14 protein-coding genes and 1 riboswitch are annotated in these 15,003 nt (G+C 75.0%); of the genes, 9 read left to right on the top strand and 5 right to left on the bottom strand.

The window, feature by feature from the left end:
• On the top strand, positions 1-250 hold a 250-nt coding region (locus DEI95_RS08940), incomplete at its 5' end, for a metallophosphoesterase (protein ID WP_181436253.1).
• Here the strand turns inward: DEI95_RS08940 and thiD are convergent.
• The 3 genes from thiD to thiM all read right to left on the bottom strand — a co-directional run bounded on the left by thiD (position 236) and on the right by thiM (position 3,380).
• Positions 236-1,801 (bottom strand): bifunctional hydroxymethylpyrimidine kinase/phosphomethylpyrimidine kinase, encoded by a 1,566-nt coding sequence (gene thiD / locus DEI95_RS08935; RefSeq protein ID WP_258367546.1) that lies wholly within the window; start codon positions 1,799-1,801, stop codon positions 236-238. The two genes, DEI95_RS08940 and thiD, sit on opposite strands and share 15 nt — an antisense overlap.
• Positions 1,798-2,511 carry a thiamine phosphate synthase gene (gene thiE, locus DEI95_RS08930; RefSeq protein ID WP_258367545.1) on the bottom strand — a complete coding sequence of 238 codons (714 nt, stop codon included), beginning with the start codon at positions 2,509-2,511 and terminating at the stop codon, positions 1,798-1,800. Before thiE ends, thiD begins: the two co-directional genes overlap by 4 nt.
• Positions 2,508-3,380, bottom strand: coding sequence for a hydroxyethylthiazole kinase (gene thiM, locus DEI95_RS08925; protein WP_111060015.1), 873 nt, complete (start codon positions 3,378-3,380; stop codon positions 2,508-2,510). The genes thiE and thiM overlap by 4 nt, the downstream gene beginning before the upstream one ends.
• A riboswitch (TPP riboswitch) is annotated at positions 3,369-3,465 on the bottom strand. (Overlaps the previous gene by 12 nt.)
• A gap of 67 nt (positions 3,466-3,532) precedes the next feature.
• Between thiM and DEI95_RS08920 the strand changes: the two genes are divergently transcribed.
• The 3 genes from DEI95_RS08920 to DEI95_RS08910 all read left to right on the top strand — a co-directional run bounded on the left by DEI95_RS08920 (position 3,533) and on the right by DEI95_RS08910 (position 6,448).
• Positions 3,533-4,480 carry an NUDIX domain-containing protein gene (locus tag DEI95_RS08920; protein ID WP_111060014.1) on the top strand — a complete coding sequence of 316 codons (948 nt, stop codon included), beginning with the start codon at positions 3,533-3,535 and terminating at the stop codon, positions 4,478-4,480.
• A gap of 190 nt (positions 4,481-4,670) precedes the next feature.
• Positions 4,671-5,417 (top strand): phosphotransferase enzyme family protein, encoded by a 747-nt coding sequence (locus DEI95_RS08915; protein ID WP_181436252.1) that lies wholly within the window; start codon positions 4,671-4,673, stop codon positions 5,415-5,417.
• A 95-nt stretch (positions 5,418-5,512) separates the two neighbouring features.
• Positions 5,513-6,448: a DnaJ domain-containing protein gene (locus tag DEI95_RS08910; RefSeq protein ID WP_111060012.1), complete on the top strand. Its 936-nt coding sequence runs from the start codon at positions 5,513-5,515 to the stop codon at positions 6,446-6,448.
• A gap of 53 nt (positions 6,449-6,501) precedes the next feature.
• Here the strand turns inward: DEI95_RS08910 and DEI95_RS08905 are convergent, their stop codons facing one another.
• Complete coding sequence (locus DEI95_RS08905) at positions 6,502-6,864, bottom strand: RNA-binding S4 domain-containing protein (protein ID WP_110825249.1); 363 nt, start codon at positions 6,862-6,864, stop codon at positions 6,502-6,504.
• 101 nt (positions 6,865-6,965) lie between these two features.
• Between DEI95_RS08905 and DEI95_RS08900 the strand changes: the two genes are divergently transcribed.
• Positions 6,966-7,238, top strand: coding sequence for a hypothetical protein (locus DEI95_RS08900; RefSeq protein WP_220036643.1), 273 nt, complete (start codon positions 6,966-6,968; stop codon positions 7,236-7,238).
• A gap of 101 nt (positions 7,239-7,339) precedes the next feature.
• Positions 7,340-8,512: a hypothetical protein gene (locus tag DEI95_RS08895; protein ID WP_111060011.1), complete on the top strand. Its 1,173-nt coding sequence runs from the start codon at positions 7,340-7,342 to the stop codon at positions 8,510-8,512.
• Positions 8,513-8,627: 115 nt separating this feature from the next.
• On the opposite strand, the gene DEI95_RS08890 is transcribed toward DEI95_RS08895, so the two are convergent.
• On the bottom strand, positions 8,628-10,097 hold the full coding sequence (locus tag DEI95_RS08890; protein WP_111060010.1) for a trypsin-like peptidase domain-containing protein: 1,470 nt from the start codon (positions 10,095-10,097) through the stop codon (positions 8,628-8,630).
• 174 nt (positions 10,098-10,271) lie between these two features.
• On the opposite strand from DEI95_RS08890, the gene DEI95_RS08885 reads away from it, so the two are divergent.
• From DEI95_RS08885 to DEI95_RS08875, 3 genes are all read left to right on the top strand, one after another.
• The gene (locus DEI95_RS08885; RefSeq protein WP_110825252.1) at positions 10,272-11,306 is read left to right on the top strand and encodes an iron ABC transporter permease; all 1,035 of its coding nucleotides are present in this window, start codon (positions 10,272-10,274) and stop codon (positions 11,304-11,306) included.
• Positions 11,303-12,340, top strand: a complete 1,038-nt coding sequence (locus DEI95_RS08880) for an iron chelate uptake ABC transporter family permease subunit (protein WP_110825253.1) — start codon at positions 11,303-11,305, stop codon at positions 12,338-12,340. Before DEI95_RS08885 ends, DEI95_RS08880 begins: the two co-directional genes overlap by 4 nt.
• A 294-nt stretch (positions 12,341-12,634) precedes the next feature.
• The gene (locus DEI95_RS08875) at positions 12,635-15,001 is read left to right on the top strand and encodes a glycosyltransferase family 2 protein (protein ID WP_111060009.1); all 2,367 of its coding nucleotides are present in this window, start codon (positions 12,635-12,637) and stop codon (positions 14,999-15,001) included.
• The last annotated feature ends 2 nt before the right edge of the window (positions 15,002-15,003 follow it).

Raw genomic sequence — 15,003 nt, 5'->3', positions numbered from 1 at the left:
AAGAGACAGGGCTGTGGTCGACCACCCCGACGTCGACGTGCTCGTGTTCGGTCACTCGCACATCCCGTGGGACTCCACCGCGGCGAACGGCATGCGCCTGCTCAACCCCGGGTCGCCCACGGACCGTCGTCGGCAGCCGGACCACACGTGGATGCGATGCTCGGTCGACGGCTCCGACCTGCAGGTCACCCTGGTGCGGCGCGCACCCGGCGCGGACGGCGTCCGCACCAGCGCCTCACACCCGGTCTGACACCGCACCCGCGGTCGGTCCCGGGCCGGACGCACCGGCCGGGAGGCTCGCAGCGGCTCCGTCTCGTCGGGAACCGTCGAACTGCTCCGGCATCCGGAAGAACGCGAGCTCCTGCGCGACCGACTCCCGGAACGCGCGGGCCATCCGGCCCCGCAGCTCCGGGTCGGCGCGCACGGCGAGCTCCTCGACGAGGTCGGTCGCCCGCGCGCTCGACGCCGCGAAGCCCGGGTCCCCGTACGCCGCGATCCAGTCCGCGAACGGGTGCCCGACCGGCGCCGTGCCGAGCCGCTCCCCGACCCAGGCGTACACCCGGAAGCAGGGCAGGACGGCGGCGGCGAGCACCGAGACGTCCCCGGTGGCGGCGGCGTCGTCGGCCGCCGCGGCCAGGTGCGCGAGGTAGCCGGCGCAGACCGGGTGCACGGGGTCGTCGGCGTGCGACCCGGCGAGTCTACGGTGGTGCAGGTCGCGGGCCTCGGCGGCGCAGCCCTCGCTCGCGGTCGTCCAGAACGCCGCGGCGTCGCCGGTCGAGCCGGCCGCGATCGCCCGGAGGTGCTGCTCGTACGCGCGGAGGTAGTGCACGTCCTGCGCGAGGTACCCGGCGAAGACCTCCGCGTCGAGCGTGCCGTCGGCGAGGCCCTGCAGGAACGCGCACGCGAGGGTCTCGTCGAGCACCGCGGCCGCGTCCGTCCACCAGAGGTCGGTCAGGCGGGGGACCGGCAGGGCGGCCCGCACGGCGGCGTTGTGGTCGACCGGGCCGTGTCCGTGCCCGACCTGGAGGGCGTCGGCACCGCGGAGGGCCGCGGTGAGCCACGCCTTCGCGGCACCGACGGCGAGCTCCCAGTCGCCGTGTCGGGCCACGAGCGTGGCGATCGCGCTCGAGAGCGAACAGCCCGTCCCGTGCGTGTTCGTCGTCGCGACCCGCGGGCCGGGGAACACCCGCACCGAGCCGTCCGGCGTCACGAGGGCGTCGTCCGAGGTGGGGCCGCCGTCGTGTCCGCCCTTCGCGAGCACGCGGACGTCGAAGCGTCGTGCCACCGCCAGGGCCGCGTCGAGGGGGTCCGTCGCGTCGGAGCCGGCGAGGTCGGCGAGCACCCGCAGTTCGTCGCGGTTCGGGGTGACGAGGTCGGCGAGGGCGAACAGGTCGGTCATCGCCGCCTCGGCATCGGCGTCGAGCAGTCGGTCACCGCTCGTGGCGACCATCACGGGGTCGACGACCAGCCACCGCGGCCGGTGTGCCCGCAACGACTCCACGACGACCCGGACGACCTCGGCGGTGCCGAGCATGCCGGTCTTCACCGCGTCCACCGTGACGTCGTCCCAGACCGCGTCGAGCTGCTCGCGGAGGAAGTCCGTGTCGGGCACGTGCACCGAGCGCACGCCCCGGGTGTTCTGCGCGACCAGGGCCGTGACCACCGCCATGCCGTACCCGTCCTGGGCGGCGATCGACTTCAGGTCGGCCTGGATCCCCGCACCCCCGGTCGGGTCGGTCCCCGCGATGCTGAGCACCCTGGGCACCCGGCCGCTCGCAGCCGGCCCCGTCGTCGCGGTCACCGGCCCGCCCCGTCCCACGCCGCGACGAACGCGGCGGCCGCGGCACCCGGGTCGGGGGCCGCGCAGATGCCCGACACCACGGCGACCCCCGCCGCCCCGGCAGCCCGCAGCGGCCCGACGTCCGCCAGTCCGACGCCGCCGATGCCCACGCACGGCACGGTGGTCGTCGCCGCGATCCGGGCGAACCCCGCGACGCCGAGCGCCGGCGGGTGGTCGGGCTTCGTGCTCGTCGGGTGCACGACCCCGACGCCGAGCAGGTCGACCGTGCCGTGCGGCATCGCGGCGACCTCGACCAGGTGCCGCGTCGTGTTCGCGGTCAGTCCGACGTGGGCGTCCGGGCCGAGCAGTGCACGCGCGGCGCTCGCCGGAACGTCCGACTGTCCGAGGTGCACGCCCGCCACCGCGTGCCCCTCGTGCCGTGCGGCCAGCGCCACGTCGAGCCGGTCGTCCACGACGACGAGTGCCCGGTCGCCGACCGCGTCCGCGACCGCGACCGTCAACGCGAGCAGGTCCCGGGCGGACGCCGTCTTGTCCCGGACCTGCACGATGCGGACCCCGGCACCCACCGCCGCCCGGACGACGCCGAGGACCCCGTGCCCGTGCCGTCCGGCCAGGGCGGTGTCGGTGACGAGGTAGACGCCGAGCTCCTGCGCTCCCGGTACGCGTCCGGCGGTCCCGGCCACCGCAGCGGCAGCGGCGTCCGCGGTCACGATCCCGCTCCGATCGTCGTCGAGGCGGCCCGGGCACCCGGACCGTCGGCGGTGATCCGGGCCTCCCGGACCACGTCCTCCGGCGTCAGCGACGCGAGCCGGTCGAGGAACAGCGGCTGGAACGTGCCCGGCCCGCCGGCGTCCCGTGCGGCGAGCTCCGCCGCGATGGTGTGGACCGCGGTCGCGGCGACGGCCGCGTCGAGCGCACGCCCCGGCGCCACGGCCGCGAAGGCGGCGACGACGGCCCCGAGGGCGCAGCCGCCACCCGTGATCCGGGTGAGCAGCTCGGTCCCGTTCGCGACGCGGACCAGCCCCTCGGGCGCCACGAGCAGGTCCACCGCACCCGAGACCGCCACTGCCTGCGCGGTCCCGGCGTCCGCGGCGGCGACGGCGGCGTCGCGGGCGTCCTCCGTCCCGACCGTGCTGTCCACACCGCGACCGCCGGCCGAGGCGCCGAGGACCGCGAGCACCTCGGATGCGTTCCCGCGCAGCACCGTCGGCCGCATCGCGAGCAGGTCCCGCGCCAGGGCCGTCCGGACCGGCAGCGACCCGACCGCGACCGGGTCGAGCACCCACGGTGTCCCGGCTTCCGCCGCTGCGGCCGCGGCCTCGCGGGACGCGGTCGACGGCTCAGCGTGCGGGGTGCCGGTGTTGACGAGCAACCCGTCCGCGACGCCGGCGAACGGCCCTGCCTCGGTCGGCACGTCGACCATCGCGGCCGACGCCCCCAGCGCGAGCAGCACGTTGGCGGTGACGTTCTGCACCACCGTGTTCGTGATGCACTGCACCAGGGGCGCCCGGGTCCGGACGGCCTCCAGCAGGTCGGCGGTACGGACGACCCAGTCGGTCGTCGGCGCAGCGTTCTCCATGGACGATCCCTTCGCGAGTACGAGCTCGAGCAGGTTCGACGGGTGTGATCTCAGCCGCTCGGATGCGGCACCCCGTGTCTCGGACGACACCGTACACGCATCGCCGCCGTCGTCCAGCGACACGTCCGGGACCGGTGTGGAAGGGTGGACCCGTGGACGACGAACGACGGACCGCGACCCCGGCGGGACCGCCACCCGGCCCCCCGGCAGGACCGCGCGACCCCGGCGACGCCTGGGCGGTCGGCCCGGACGGCACCAAGGCGTGGGGCCGCTTCGGCGCCGCGGGCCTGCTCGTCGACGACGGACGCGGACGGGTCCTCCTGCAGCACCGCGTCGAGTGGAGCCACCACGGCGGCACCTGGGGGATCCCCGGCGGAGCGCGCCACGAACACGAGGACCCGGTGACCGCCGCCCTCCGCGAGTCCGCCGAGGAGGCCGGCGTCCCCGAGGACGGCATCGACCTCCGGCACACCGCCGTCCTCGACCTCGGCTTCTGGACCTACACGACCGTCGTGGGACGCGCCTCCCGCCCGTTCGCCCCCGTCGTCGCCGACCGTGAGAGCCTCGCCCTGGCCTGGGTCCCCGTCGCCGACGTGCCGGACCTGCCGCTCCACCCCGGGTTCGGCGCCTCGTGGCCCGCGCTCCGGGCCACGCTCGACCGGACACCGCACGTCGTCGTCGACGCGGCGAACGTCGTCGGGAGCGTCCCGGACGGCTGGTGGAAGGACCGCGCGGGAGCGGCCTCCCGACTCGTCGCCCGTGTGAGCACGCTCGCCGCGTCCGGCGTCGACGCCGCCGCGCTGGACCTGCCGTCCGCGACCTGGTGGCCGCGGTGGACCGTGGTGCTCGAGGGGGAGGCCCGGGGTGCGGCCCCGGTCGACGTCACCGCCGACACCCGTCCCGGTCTCCCCGCCGTGACCGTCGAGCAGGCACCGGCCGCCGGGGACGACGCGATCGTCGCCGCCGTGCAGACCGCCGTCGCGGCCGGGGACGGCCCGGTCGTCGTCGTGACCGCGGACCGCGGCCTCCGTGACCGTGTGACCGCGATCGGGGCGGACGTCCGTGGGCCGTCGTGGCTGCGGGAGCTCCTGCCCGACTGACGACCGGCTGCCGCCGCTGCGGTCGCCCCGGCGTCGCGTAGGTCGTGCAGCGCGCCCTCCGGGTCCGTGCAGCGCGCCCTCCGGGTCCGTGCAGCGCGCCCTCCGGATGGTGAGGCGCGGAGCCGGGCGTCGACGGGACGGGAGCACTACAGTTGCGGACACGTCGACGACGACGTTCAGGAGGTTCCCGATGGAACGGATCACCAAGACCGACGACCGGGTGCACCGCCCCGCCGGGCCGTGGACACCGACGGTCCACCGGCTGCTCACGCACCTGCACGAGCAGGGCTTCGTGGCGGCCCCGGCTCCGATCTCGCTCGGGGACGCGCTCGAGACGGTGACGTTCGTCCCCGGCGTGGCCGGCGAGTACCCCTGGACCGAGGACGTCGCGAGCGAGGCCGCCCTCGTCACGAGTGCCCGGCTGCTCCGACAGCTGCACGACGCCGCGGCGAGCTTCCCCCTGGACGACTCCGTCGACGTGTGGTCCCAGGCCGCGCGGGTGCCGGTCGAGACCGTCGTGCACGGCGACTACGCCCCGTACAACGTCGTCTACGACGGCATCGCGGCGGTCGGCGTGATCGACTTCGACACCGCGCACCCCGGGCCCCGCGTCTGGGACGTCGCCAGTGCGGTCTACCGGTTCGCGCCCTTCACGACCGGAGCCGACGAGGGCCGTCCCGTCTCGGCGCTCGAGGACCGGCTGACCCGTGCCGCCGAGTTCTGCCGCGCCTACGGTCTCGACGACCGCTCGCGTGCCGTGCTCGTCGAGACGATCACCGCCGGCCTGGTGGCCCTGGTGACGACCCTCGAGACCGAGGCGGCCGCGGGCAACCCGAAGTTCGTGAGCGACCTCGCGCACGGGCACGCCGACCTGTACCGGGCCGACGTCGCGTGGCTCGAGGAGCACGGGGACCGGATCACCGCCGCGCTCCGCTGAGGGGGCGCGCCGGGGACGAGGTCGCCGACCGCCCAGCGCGTGCCCAGCGCCCTCGCGGCGGACCTCGATCCTGCGTCCGGTAGCGTTCCAGGGCCATGACCGACAGCCCGGCGGACGCCACCCCGTACGAGGTCCTCGGCGTCCCCGCGACCGCCGACGACGACACCCTCCGACGCGCCTACCGTCGGGCCGCGCGTGAGAGCCACCCTGACCTCGGTGGGGACGCCCAGCGCTTCCGCCGGGTGCAGGTCGCCTGGGAGCGCATCGGGACGCCCTCGGCCCGCCGAGCCTACGACGCCGGGACCCTGCGCGCGGGGTCAGCGCCCTCTGGATCGGCCGCGTGGCGGTCGGACACCGGGCGTGACGCCTACGCACCCCCGTCCGCCCGACGTGACTCCCGCCCGCGGGCTCGGTCGTACGGGCACCCCGGCGGGCGCTCCCGCGAGGTCTTCCTCGCCGCCGAACGCGAGTGGGTGGGCCTCGGCGACCCGATCGAGGACCCGTACGACCCGACACTCGTCCGGTCGGCACCCCGGCACGTCCGGCGTCTCCTGGGCGAGGCGCTGGCCGAGGAGGCGACGGCTGCGATCATCGCGGAGATGGGCATCGGCGTCACGGTGTGGCACGACCTCGACGCCGGTGCCGAGGGCAAGCTCGACCACGCGGTGCTGACGCCCACCGGACTCTGGGCACTCGAGTCGATCGACTGGGGCGGCCCGGTCGCGGTGGAGCACGGCGAGGTCGTCGGCGAGACGCTCGGCCCGGGGGAGCAGCCGGTGAAGGAGCTCGTCCGCGCGGCCCGTGCCGTGCAGAAGCAGACGCGGGTCCGGTTCACCGGCCGTGTCCTGGTGGTGCCGGACTCCGCGGTCGACGAGGACGTCCGACTCGTCGGGACCCCCCGCAAGCCGACCGCGTTCATCGTCCGTCGGAGTGCGCTCGGGCAGGTGCTCTCCGGCGTCTGGTCGCCCGAGGGCTCCGTCGACGTCTTCGCGGTCCGCGACCGCCTGCAGCAGACCGTCCGGTTCGTCTGACCCGACCAGCAGCGCCGCCCGGCCAGCAGCGCCGCCCGTCGCGCGCCGTCGGGTCAGTACCCGCGGAGCTTCTCGAGGTCCCGGCGCTCCCGCTTGCTCGGCCGTCCGGCCCCGCGCTCCCGGATCGGGACGAAGCCGGCTTCCTCGCGGGGCAGGCGCGGCGGTGTGCGGTCCTCGAGGTGCTTCGCGGCCTCGGTCGCACCGACGCGCTTGAGGATGATGCTCTTCACGACGACGATCCGGTCGAAGCCGGCCTGGCGCACGCGGACCTCGTCCCCGGGACCGACCGGCTGGGACGGCTTCGCCCGCTCGCCGTTGACGCGGACGTGGCCGGCCTTGCACGCGGTCGTCGCCGCGGACCGGGTCTTGGTGATCCGGACCGCCCAGATCCAGCTGTCCACCCGGGCCTTGTCCATCCGGCCACCCTAGCCGCGCCGGTCCTGCGTCCCCTCGACGTCCCCTCGACGTCCGGTCGACCGGGCCCGCACGTCCGGTGCGAGCCCGTAGCCTCGGAGTCATGACCGACCCCGACCCGCCGGCCACGGTCCCGTCCCAGGCGGCGATCGCCCGCACCCGGGCCCTCGTCGTGCTCGACGGCGCGGCACTCGGTGACCGGCTCGTCGTGCGGGCGCACGACGGAGCCGGCGCGCGGGACGCGCTCGGCGAGCTGACCGGCCGGACCGCCGAGACGGTGACGATCGCCACCCGTCGCGGACCCGTCACCGTGCTCCGGTCCGACGTCGTGGCCGCGAAGCCGGTGCCGCCGCCCCCGCCGCCCCGGGCACCCTGACGGCGTCCCGGCGCGGACGAGCCGGCCGCCTGACCGGACGATCCACCCCGTCCCGGCGAGCCGCCGACGGCACTCCGGGACCGCGCACGTAGCCTCGCTCCATGGCCGTCCCCGACCCACCCGCCGCCGCAGCCGGGACCACCGAGGACCGCACCGCCCGTGTCCGGTTCACCCGCCCGACCGGCTGGCGTGTCGAGGACGCCCCCGGTGCCGACCTCCGCGTCCGCGGTGACGACGTCGTGCTCACGGTCCGGTCGCGTCCCGGCGACCGGGCGATCGGGGACGAGAACGCCTCGCTGCTGGAACGGCTGCCGGGGTCGGTCGACGGCCTGCTCCTGCTCGGCTGTGACGTGTGGACGACGGCCGGTGCCCCCGCACGGCTCGTCGAGTACGTCCGCCCCGACGAAGAGGGCGACGTCGTCGGTGCGCACCTGCTGCTCGTCACGGGTCGGCACCGCGTGGACGTCACCGTGGAGCGTCCGCTGGCCCGGATGACCGCCACCGACGACCCGGTGTTCGCCGTCCTCGACTCCGTCCGGACGCTCGACCGCGTCACCGCCACCGAGTCCCGGACGCTCGAGGCGCTCCCGGTCCTGCTCGCCGGTTCGACGCTGACCCGGCCGTCCCTCGGCGCCGAGGCCGTCGCCACGCTGCAGGACCTCGCCGGCAAGCGCTGGAACCCGGCGCTCCTCCGCTCGGACGGTGGCCGGGAGCTGGTCGCCGCCGACCTCGTCGGTCGCTTCGGGACGGTGCCGCCGGACACCGCCGAGGTCCTCGCGCCCTGGGCGGACGGGGTGCCGCCCACCACGCTGGACCAGCACGACGACGACGGGCGCGTCACGCGTCTCCGGGCCTGGGCCGGCACCGTCGTCGACACGGGGGCCGACGGTCGGTCGGTCATCGCGTCCGTCCGGCGGGACCGGGTGGTCGGACTGATGGCCGGGAGGCTCGGAGTGCGCCCGACGTGGACCTGGCCGTTCCGCACGCCGGTCCTGTCGAGCGACCTGCTCGACCGTCGTCTGGCGGGCGGCCCGTCCGCCACGGCCCTGCCGGACGCCCTCGCCGAAGCCGACCCGACGCTCGCGGCGTTCTGGGCGGCGCCGTGGACCGTGTCCTCGCTGCTGGCGCCCGGTCGGACCCGTCCCGTCGTGGTCGTGTCCGCGGCGGGGATCGGCTTCGCGCGGGTCGGCCGCGCCGAGGGCGGGGCGACGGCGTTCAGGGCCGAGGCATCCGCCAACGTCTACCGGTCGGTCGTCCGCGCCGTGCTCGGCTGACCGCCGCCCCGGTCGACACCGGACGGCGGACGGCGGACGACCCCGCGTGGACGGAGCGCGAGCGTCGTGCCGTCGGTGCGGGGCCGTCGGTGGCGGGCCGCCGGTGCGCGCCCGGTCAGGCGGCCGGGCCGGCGGTCAGGGTGACGGTCGCCGTGGCCGCGGTGCCGTCGGCCGTCGTGTAGCCGACCGTGACCCGGTCGCCGACCGCGTGCCGAGCGACCGCCTCCGTCAGCTCGGATGCGCTCGTGACCGCGGTGCCGTCGATGCTCGTGATCGTGTCGCCGGCGGCGAGCCCGGCGGCCGCTGCCCCCGATCCCTCGACCGTCCCGGCGACGGGCACACCGGAGGTGGTCCCGGTCGCCGCGCTGCTGACCTGCACGCCCAGGAACGCCGGCAGCCCGATCGTGATGGTGTCCGAGGCCTCGCCCGCCAGGATGTGCGCGGCGATCGACTTCGCGGTGCTGATCGGGATCGCGTAGCCGGTGACGTCCGCCGAACCCGAGGACGCGGCGGTCGCCATGCCGACGACCTCGCCCTCGCTGTCCAGGACGGGACCGCCGGAGTCACCGGACACGATCTGCGCCGCGACCTCGATGAGCCCGGTCAGGGACTCGGTCCCGGTACCGGACTCGCTCTGCACCTGGATGTCCTGGTCGGTCGCGGTCACGGTGCCCTCGGCGGCGACCAGGTCACCCGTGCCCTCGGCGTTGCCGACGTCGGTCACGGTGTCGCCGGTCTGGACGCCGTCGTCGTCGAGCGCGACGGTGGACAGGCCGGACGCGTCCCGCAGCTGCAGCACCGCGACGTCGTTCGTCGCGTCGGTGCCCACGACGTCAGCGGTGTACTGCTCCCCGGTCGTCTCGTCGGTCACCGTGATCGAGGTCGCGCCCTGGACCACGTGGTTGTTCGTCAGGACGGTCCCGTCCGCGGTGAGGACCATGCCGGTCCCGGCGGCCTGCTGCGCGTCGTCGTAGCCGATCACGGTGTCGATCGTCACGACGCCCGCGGTCTGCGCGGCGGTCGCGGGTGTGGCTGCCGCCTGCGAGGTCCCACTGCCGCCGGCTCCCGTGCCGTCGGTACCCGTGCCGCCGTCCGACAGGCCGTCCGTCCCGCCCTGGTCCTGGCCGGGGACGGTGAAGCCGTCGATGCCGCTGCCCGCGGATCCGGGACCGGGGACGGTCGTCGTGCCCTGTGACCGGCTCGAGGTGGCCGTCGTGCCGTGCGACGACAGGCCGAGCGCCGTCCCGCCGGCGGCGCCCACGATCGCGAGTGCGGCGATGCCCGACCCGATCGCGAGCCCGACACGGCGACGACGACCCGTGGTCCCCGGAGCGGCCCCGGGGGCGCCCGTCCAACCCTGCGGCGCGGAGGTGGCCCCGAGCGCTGCGCTCCCGACGCGGTACGGACCGCGACCGTCCGGGGAGTAGGCGTACGGACCGGACCCGTCGGGGGCGAAGAGGTACGGACCCGAGCCGTCGAAGGCGTGCGCTGCGCGGAGCGTCGACGGGTCCGCGTGCGGCGGCTCCCACGCCGGTGCCTGCTGCTGTCCGGCATCGTCCGCGGCTGGGGTCGGGGTCTCGTTCATGGTGCTCTCCGGTCGTCCGCACGGCCCGGTCGGCCGTCGATGGGGACCAGTACAGGCCCGCTGCCCATGACCGTCCTATGAACCACCCGAGGCCCGGCCGAGCACCCGCTCGGGAGTCGCCGGACGCCGGTCTCCGCGGCATGCCGGCGATCGGTTAGGCTCGCCGCACCTCCCATGCGTCCCCGATCCGTCGTGCCTCCCGCACCCGCGCCCGCGTCCCGGCTCGTGCTGGCCGTCGTCCTCGCGGTCGTCGCGCTGGCCGTCGCCTGCGCCCTGAGCATCGCCGTCGGGAGCCGACCGATCCCGCTCGGCGTCGTCCTCGACACCCTCGCGCACCCGGGCCGCGACGACGAGACCGGCCTCATCGTGCTCGGCAACCGGCTGCCGCGGACCGTCGTCGGGCTCCTCGCCGGCGCCGCACTCGGGGTCGCCGGCGCCGTCATGCAGGGGGTCACCCGCAACCCGCTCGCCGACCCGAGCATCCTCGGCATCAACGCGGGGGCCGCCCTGGCCGTCGTCGTGGGGATCGCCGTGTTCGGCGTCAGCGGGACCGCCACGTACCTGCCGTTCGCGTTCGCCGGAGCCGCCCTCGCCGCGCTGCTCGTCTACGGCATCGCCGCGGTCGCCCGCGGTGGCCTCACCCCGGTCGGCCTCGCGCTGTCCGGCGCCGTCACCGCCGCCGCCCTCTCCTCGATCACCACCGCGGTGCTCGTGACGAACGCGTCCCTGCTCGACCAGCTGCGCTTCTGGCAGGTCGGCGCGCTCGCGGGCGGGGACCTCGGCACAGCGGGTGTGGTCGTCGCGCCGGTGGTCCTCGGGCTCGTCGTCGCGGTCGGGCTCGGTCGTTCGCTGAACACCCTCGCGCTCGGCGACGAACTCGCGGCCTCCCTGGGCCAACGCGTGGTGCTCGTGCGCGCGGTCGGGGCCATCGTGACGGTGCTGCTCGCCGGGTCCGCGGTCGCCGCAGCCGGACCGATCGCCTTCGTCGGCCTCGCCGTCCCGCACGCCGTCCGGCGCCTGTCCGGACCCGACCACCGCTGGACGATCCTCCTGTCCGCGGTCGTCGCGCCGGCCCTCCTGCTCGTCGCCGACGTCATCGGCAGGGTCGTCGCCTACCCGGGGGAGCTCCAGGTCGGCATCGTCACGGCGCTCATCGGTGCGCCGGTCTTCATCGCGCTGGTCCGGTCGCGGGTGGTGCGGGGCCTGTGAGCACCACGCCGACCGAGAGTGCACCGGCCACCGGCGACGCCGTCCGCCGTCGGGGCGGGACCGCGCGGCGGGAGCTCCTCGTGCTCGTCGCCGCGCTCGTCGTGCTGCTCGGCCTCGTGCTCGTCGGCCTCGGTGTCGGCGAGATCCCGTTGTCGCCCGTGCAGGTCCTCGACGGTCTGCTCGGGCGGGGTGACGCGGTCTCGGACTTCGTGCTCGGACAGCTGCGCGGGCCGCGGGTCCTCGCCGCGCTGCTCGTCGGGGCGAGCCTCGGCACCGCCGGCGCGATCGTGCAGAGCGTCGTCCGCAACCCCATCGCGAGTCCGGACATCATCGGCATCACGTCCGGGGCGAGCGCCTCGGGTCTCGTCGCGATCGTGCTGTTCGGCGCCTCGGGTGTCGCCCTGTTCGGCGTCGTGCTCGTCGGCGCGGTCGCGGTCGCGGTGCTCATCGCCGTGCTCGCCTGGCGCCGGGGGATCACCGGGAACCGGGTGGTCCTCGTCGGGGTCGGTGTCGGCGCGGTCGCCCTGAGCATCACCGGGTGGCTCCTGACGAGCGGGAGCGTGCAGCAGGCGGGGACGGCACTCCTGTGGCTCTCCGGCAGCCTCAACGCGGTCGACCGCACCGTCGTCGGCGCGCTGCTCGTCGGCTTCGTCGTCCTGATGGTGCTCGCGCTCCTGCAGTCGCCCCGTCTCGGTGTCCTCTCCCTCGGCGACGAGGTCGCGGCCTCGCTCGGCCTCCGACCCGACCGGGCCAAGGTGCTGCTGCTCCTCACCGCCGTCCTCCTCACCGCGGCGGCGGTCGCCACCGCCGGTCCGGTGTCGTTCGTCGCGCTCATGGCAGCGCCGATCGCCAGGAGGCTCGTCGGTGGCGGACGCCCCGCCCTCGGCCCGGCCGCCGCCGTCGGTGCGGTCGTGACCCTCGGCTCCGACCTGGTCGCGCAGTTCGCCCTGCCCGGGGTCACGCTGCCGGTCGGGGTCGTCACCGGGGTCGTCGGAGCGCCGTACCTGCTCTGGCTGCTCGCCCGCGGGCGCTGAGCCAGCGCACCCCGCACAGTTCGTCGGTCGGGCGCGACCGAGCGTGTACCGCAGCGCTCCCGACGGACGTGCACCGGGCCTCCAGGCGGGGCGCAGGCGACGGTCGGACTCGCCGGGACCACCCCCGGATGCGGGTCCGCGCGCACGCTTGCGGTATCCCGCAGAAGGGGGTCAGAACCCCCCGTCCGGGGGTCCGCTCCGGGCGCACGGTCGCCGTACCGTCGTCCACGAACACCGGACTCCCGACAGCGGCCACACCCGACGGCCACTGGTCCGGTACGAACGAAGGACAGCATGCCCGAACAGCTGGACGACGCCCCGATGCGCCGTCGACAGTGGGGGGCCGAGCGGCGGACCCGGCCGCTCGACACCATCCACGCTCGCCCCTCCGACCGGAAGCTCGTCTCCGGCCGTGTCGCCATCATCCTGACGATCGCCTTCTGGCTCGCCTACCTCGTCTACACGGTGATCCGACAGTTCCTGGACTACGGCACCGAGAGCTTCCGGTTCACCACCGAGGCCGTCTCGTACCTGGTCGTCGTCACCTTCCTCACCTTCTCCGCCCTCATGCACCTGGTCGCCCGCCAGGGAGCCCTCGAGCGCTTCGCGACCCACGTCCGGGTCCCGCGTGCGGAACTCGACCGGCACTTCGCCGAGGGACACGGGTCGCCGCTGACCGTCCTCGTGCCGAGTTACGCCGAGGAGCCGGACGTCGTCGCGACCACCCTCTGGTCCGCCGCCCTGCAGGAGTACCCGTCCCTCCGCGTCGTCCTGCTCGTCGACGACGACCCGTTCCCCACCGACCCGGAGACCGCCGCGAAGCTCGAGCGCACCCGCGCCGTGGCGGCGTCCATCCAGGCGCAGCTCGCGGCCCCGTCCCACCGCTTCCGCGAAGCCCTGTTCTTCGCCGAGATCGAGGCCGAGCAGGCGCCGATGGCCTCCGTGGCGGCCCTCCGCACCCTGGTCGCGCACCACCGCTGGGCCGACGCCTGGCTCCGCCGGCACGCACGCGAGCACGGCATCGCCGACCACGTGGACCACTTCTTCCACGACCAGGTCCTCGTGGGCCTGGCCGACGAGTTCCGCCTGACCGCCGAAGCACTCGACGCCGCCATCACCGACGCCGGCGACCGGGAGGTCACCGACGTGACCTCGGCCCGTGCGGTCGAACTGCAGCGCCGGCTCACCTGGACGTTCACCGCCGAGATCACCACCTTCGAGCGGAAGCGCTACGCGAACCTCTCGCACGAGGCGAACAAGGCGATGAACCTGAACTCCTACCTCGGCCTGCTCGGCGGCGCCTACCGGTACGAGGAGACCGCATCGGGCACGGTCCTCCGCACCGTCGCGGACCCGGCCGAGGCCGACCTGGTCGTCCCCGCCTCCGACTACGTCCTGACGCTCGACGCCGACTCGGTGCTCCTGCGCGACTACTGCCTGCGCCTGGTCTACTTCCTCGAGCAGCCCGAGAACGCGAACGTCGCCGTCACCCAGACCCCGTACTCGTCGTTCCGCGGTGCGGCCACCCGCATCGAGCGCCTGGCCGGTGCCACGACCGACATCCAGCACATCCTGCACCAGGGCATGTCGAAGTACGGGGCCACGTTCTGGGTCGGCGCGAACGCCGTCATCCGCACCCGGGCCCTCCGCGACATCGAGGAGACCGAGACGGTCGGCGGCTTCGAGGTCAAGCGCTACGTGCAGGACCGCACGGTCATCGAGGACACCGAGTCGAGCGTCGACCTCGGCATGCACGGCTGGACGCTCGTGAACTACCCGGAGCGACTGTCCTACAGCGCCACCCCGCCGGACTTCGGCTCGCTCATCGTGCAGCGACGTCGCTGGGCCAACGGCGGGCTGCTCATCCTGCCGAAGTACATCCGCCAGGTGCGTGAGCGCAAGGCCCGCGGGGAGCGCGTCAGCGTGGTCGAGATGGCGCTCCGCGTGAACTACATGGCGTCGATCGCGTGGGGCTCGCTCGGGCTCATCTTCCTGCTGGCCTACCCGTACGACTCCCGGCTGCTCAGCCCGATGGTGCTCCTCGCCGCGCTGCCGTACTTCTGGCTCTTCGCGAGCGACCTCAAGTACTGCGGGTACAAGCGCACCGACATCCTCCGCATCTACGGGTTCAACCTCATCCTCATGCCGGTGAACGTCGCCGGGGTGCTCAAGAGCATCCAGCAGGCGCTCACCGCGAAGAAGATCCCGTTCGCCCGCACGCCGAAGGTCCGGGACCGCACCGCCTCGCCCGCGCTCTACGTCCTCGCGCCGTACGCGATCGTCGCCTTCTCGGTGTTCACCTTCGTCCGTGACTTCGGCGCCGAGAACTGGGGCAACGCCACGTTCGCCGCGTTCAACGCCCTGCTCGCCACGTACGCGATCGTCGCCTACATCGGTGTCTGGAACTCCGTGGTCGACGTCTTCCTCTGGGCGACCGGGTGGATGTTCTACGACCCGTCCGCCCGCGCCGCACGCCGTGCGGCCCGCAAGGAGGCCCGTCTCTCCGCGAAGGCGGGCCGGCGCGGCCTGGTCCCCGAGCCCGTGCCCGCGACCGAGGACTGGCGCTCGGTGCTGTACTTCGGCCAGCGCGGCACCACCATGCCGGAACACCTGGCGACCCGGCACGACACCGTGCACCACGACGAGAAGACGGCGGCCTGACC

It is taken from the genome of Curtobacterium sp. MCBD17_008 (assembly GCF_003234475.1).
Classification (GTDB): domain Bacteria; phylum Actinomycetota; class Actinomycetes; order Actinomycetales; family Microbacteriaceae; genus Curtobacterium.
Note: the sequence above shows the minus strand (reverse complement) of the source record. Positions and strands in the feature narration are given on the sequence as shown.

Excerpts from the sequence above, each read along its gene's own strand:
- DEI95_RS08890 (WP_111060010.1), bottom strand. The coding sequence starts at position 10,097 with ATGAACGAGACCCCGACCCCAGCCGCGGACGATGCCGGACAGCAGCAG.
- DEI95_RS08910 (WP_111060012.1), top strand. The coding sequence starts at position 5,513 with ATGACCGACAGCCCGGCGGACGCCACCCCGTACGAGGTCCTCGGCGTC.
- DEI95_RS08885 (WP_110825252.1), top strand. The coding sequence starts at position 10,272 with ATGCGTCCCCGATCCGTCGTGCCTCCCGCACCCGCGCCCGCGTCCCGG.
- DEI95_RS08875 (WP_111060009.1), top strand. The coding sequence starts at position 12,635 with ATGCCCGAACAGCTGGACGACGCCCCGATGCGCCGTCGACAGTGGGGG.
- thiM (WP_111060015.1), bottom strand. The coding sequence starts at position 3,380 with ATGGAGAACGCTGCGCCGACGACCGACTGGGTCGTCCGTACCGCCGAC.
- DEI95_RS08900 (WP_220036643.1), top strand. The coding sequence starts at position 6,966 with ATGACCGACCCCGACCCGCCGGCCACGGTCCCGTCCCAGGCGGCGATC.
- DEI95_RS08895 (WP_111060011.1), top strand. The coding sequence starts at position 7,340 with ATGGCCGTCCCCGACCCACCCGCCGCCGCAGCCGGGACCACCGAGGAC.
- DEI95_RS08905 (WP_110825249.1), bottom strand. The coding sequence starts at position 6,864 with ATGGACAAGGCCCGGGTGGACAGCTGGATCTGGGCGGTCCGGATCACC.
- DEI95_RS08915 (WP_181436252.1), top strand. The coding sequence starts at position 4,671 with ATGGAACGGATCACCAAGACCGACGACCGGGTGCACCGCCCCGCCGGG.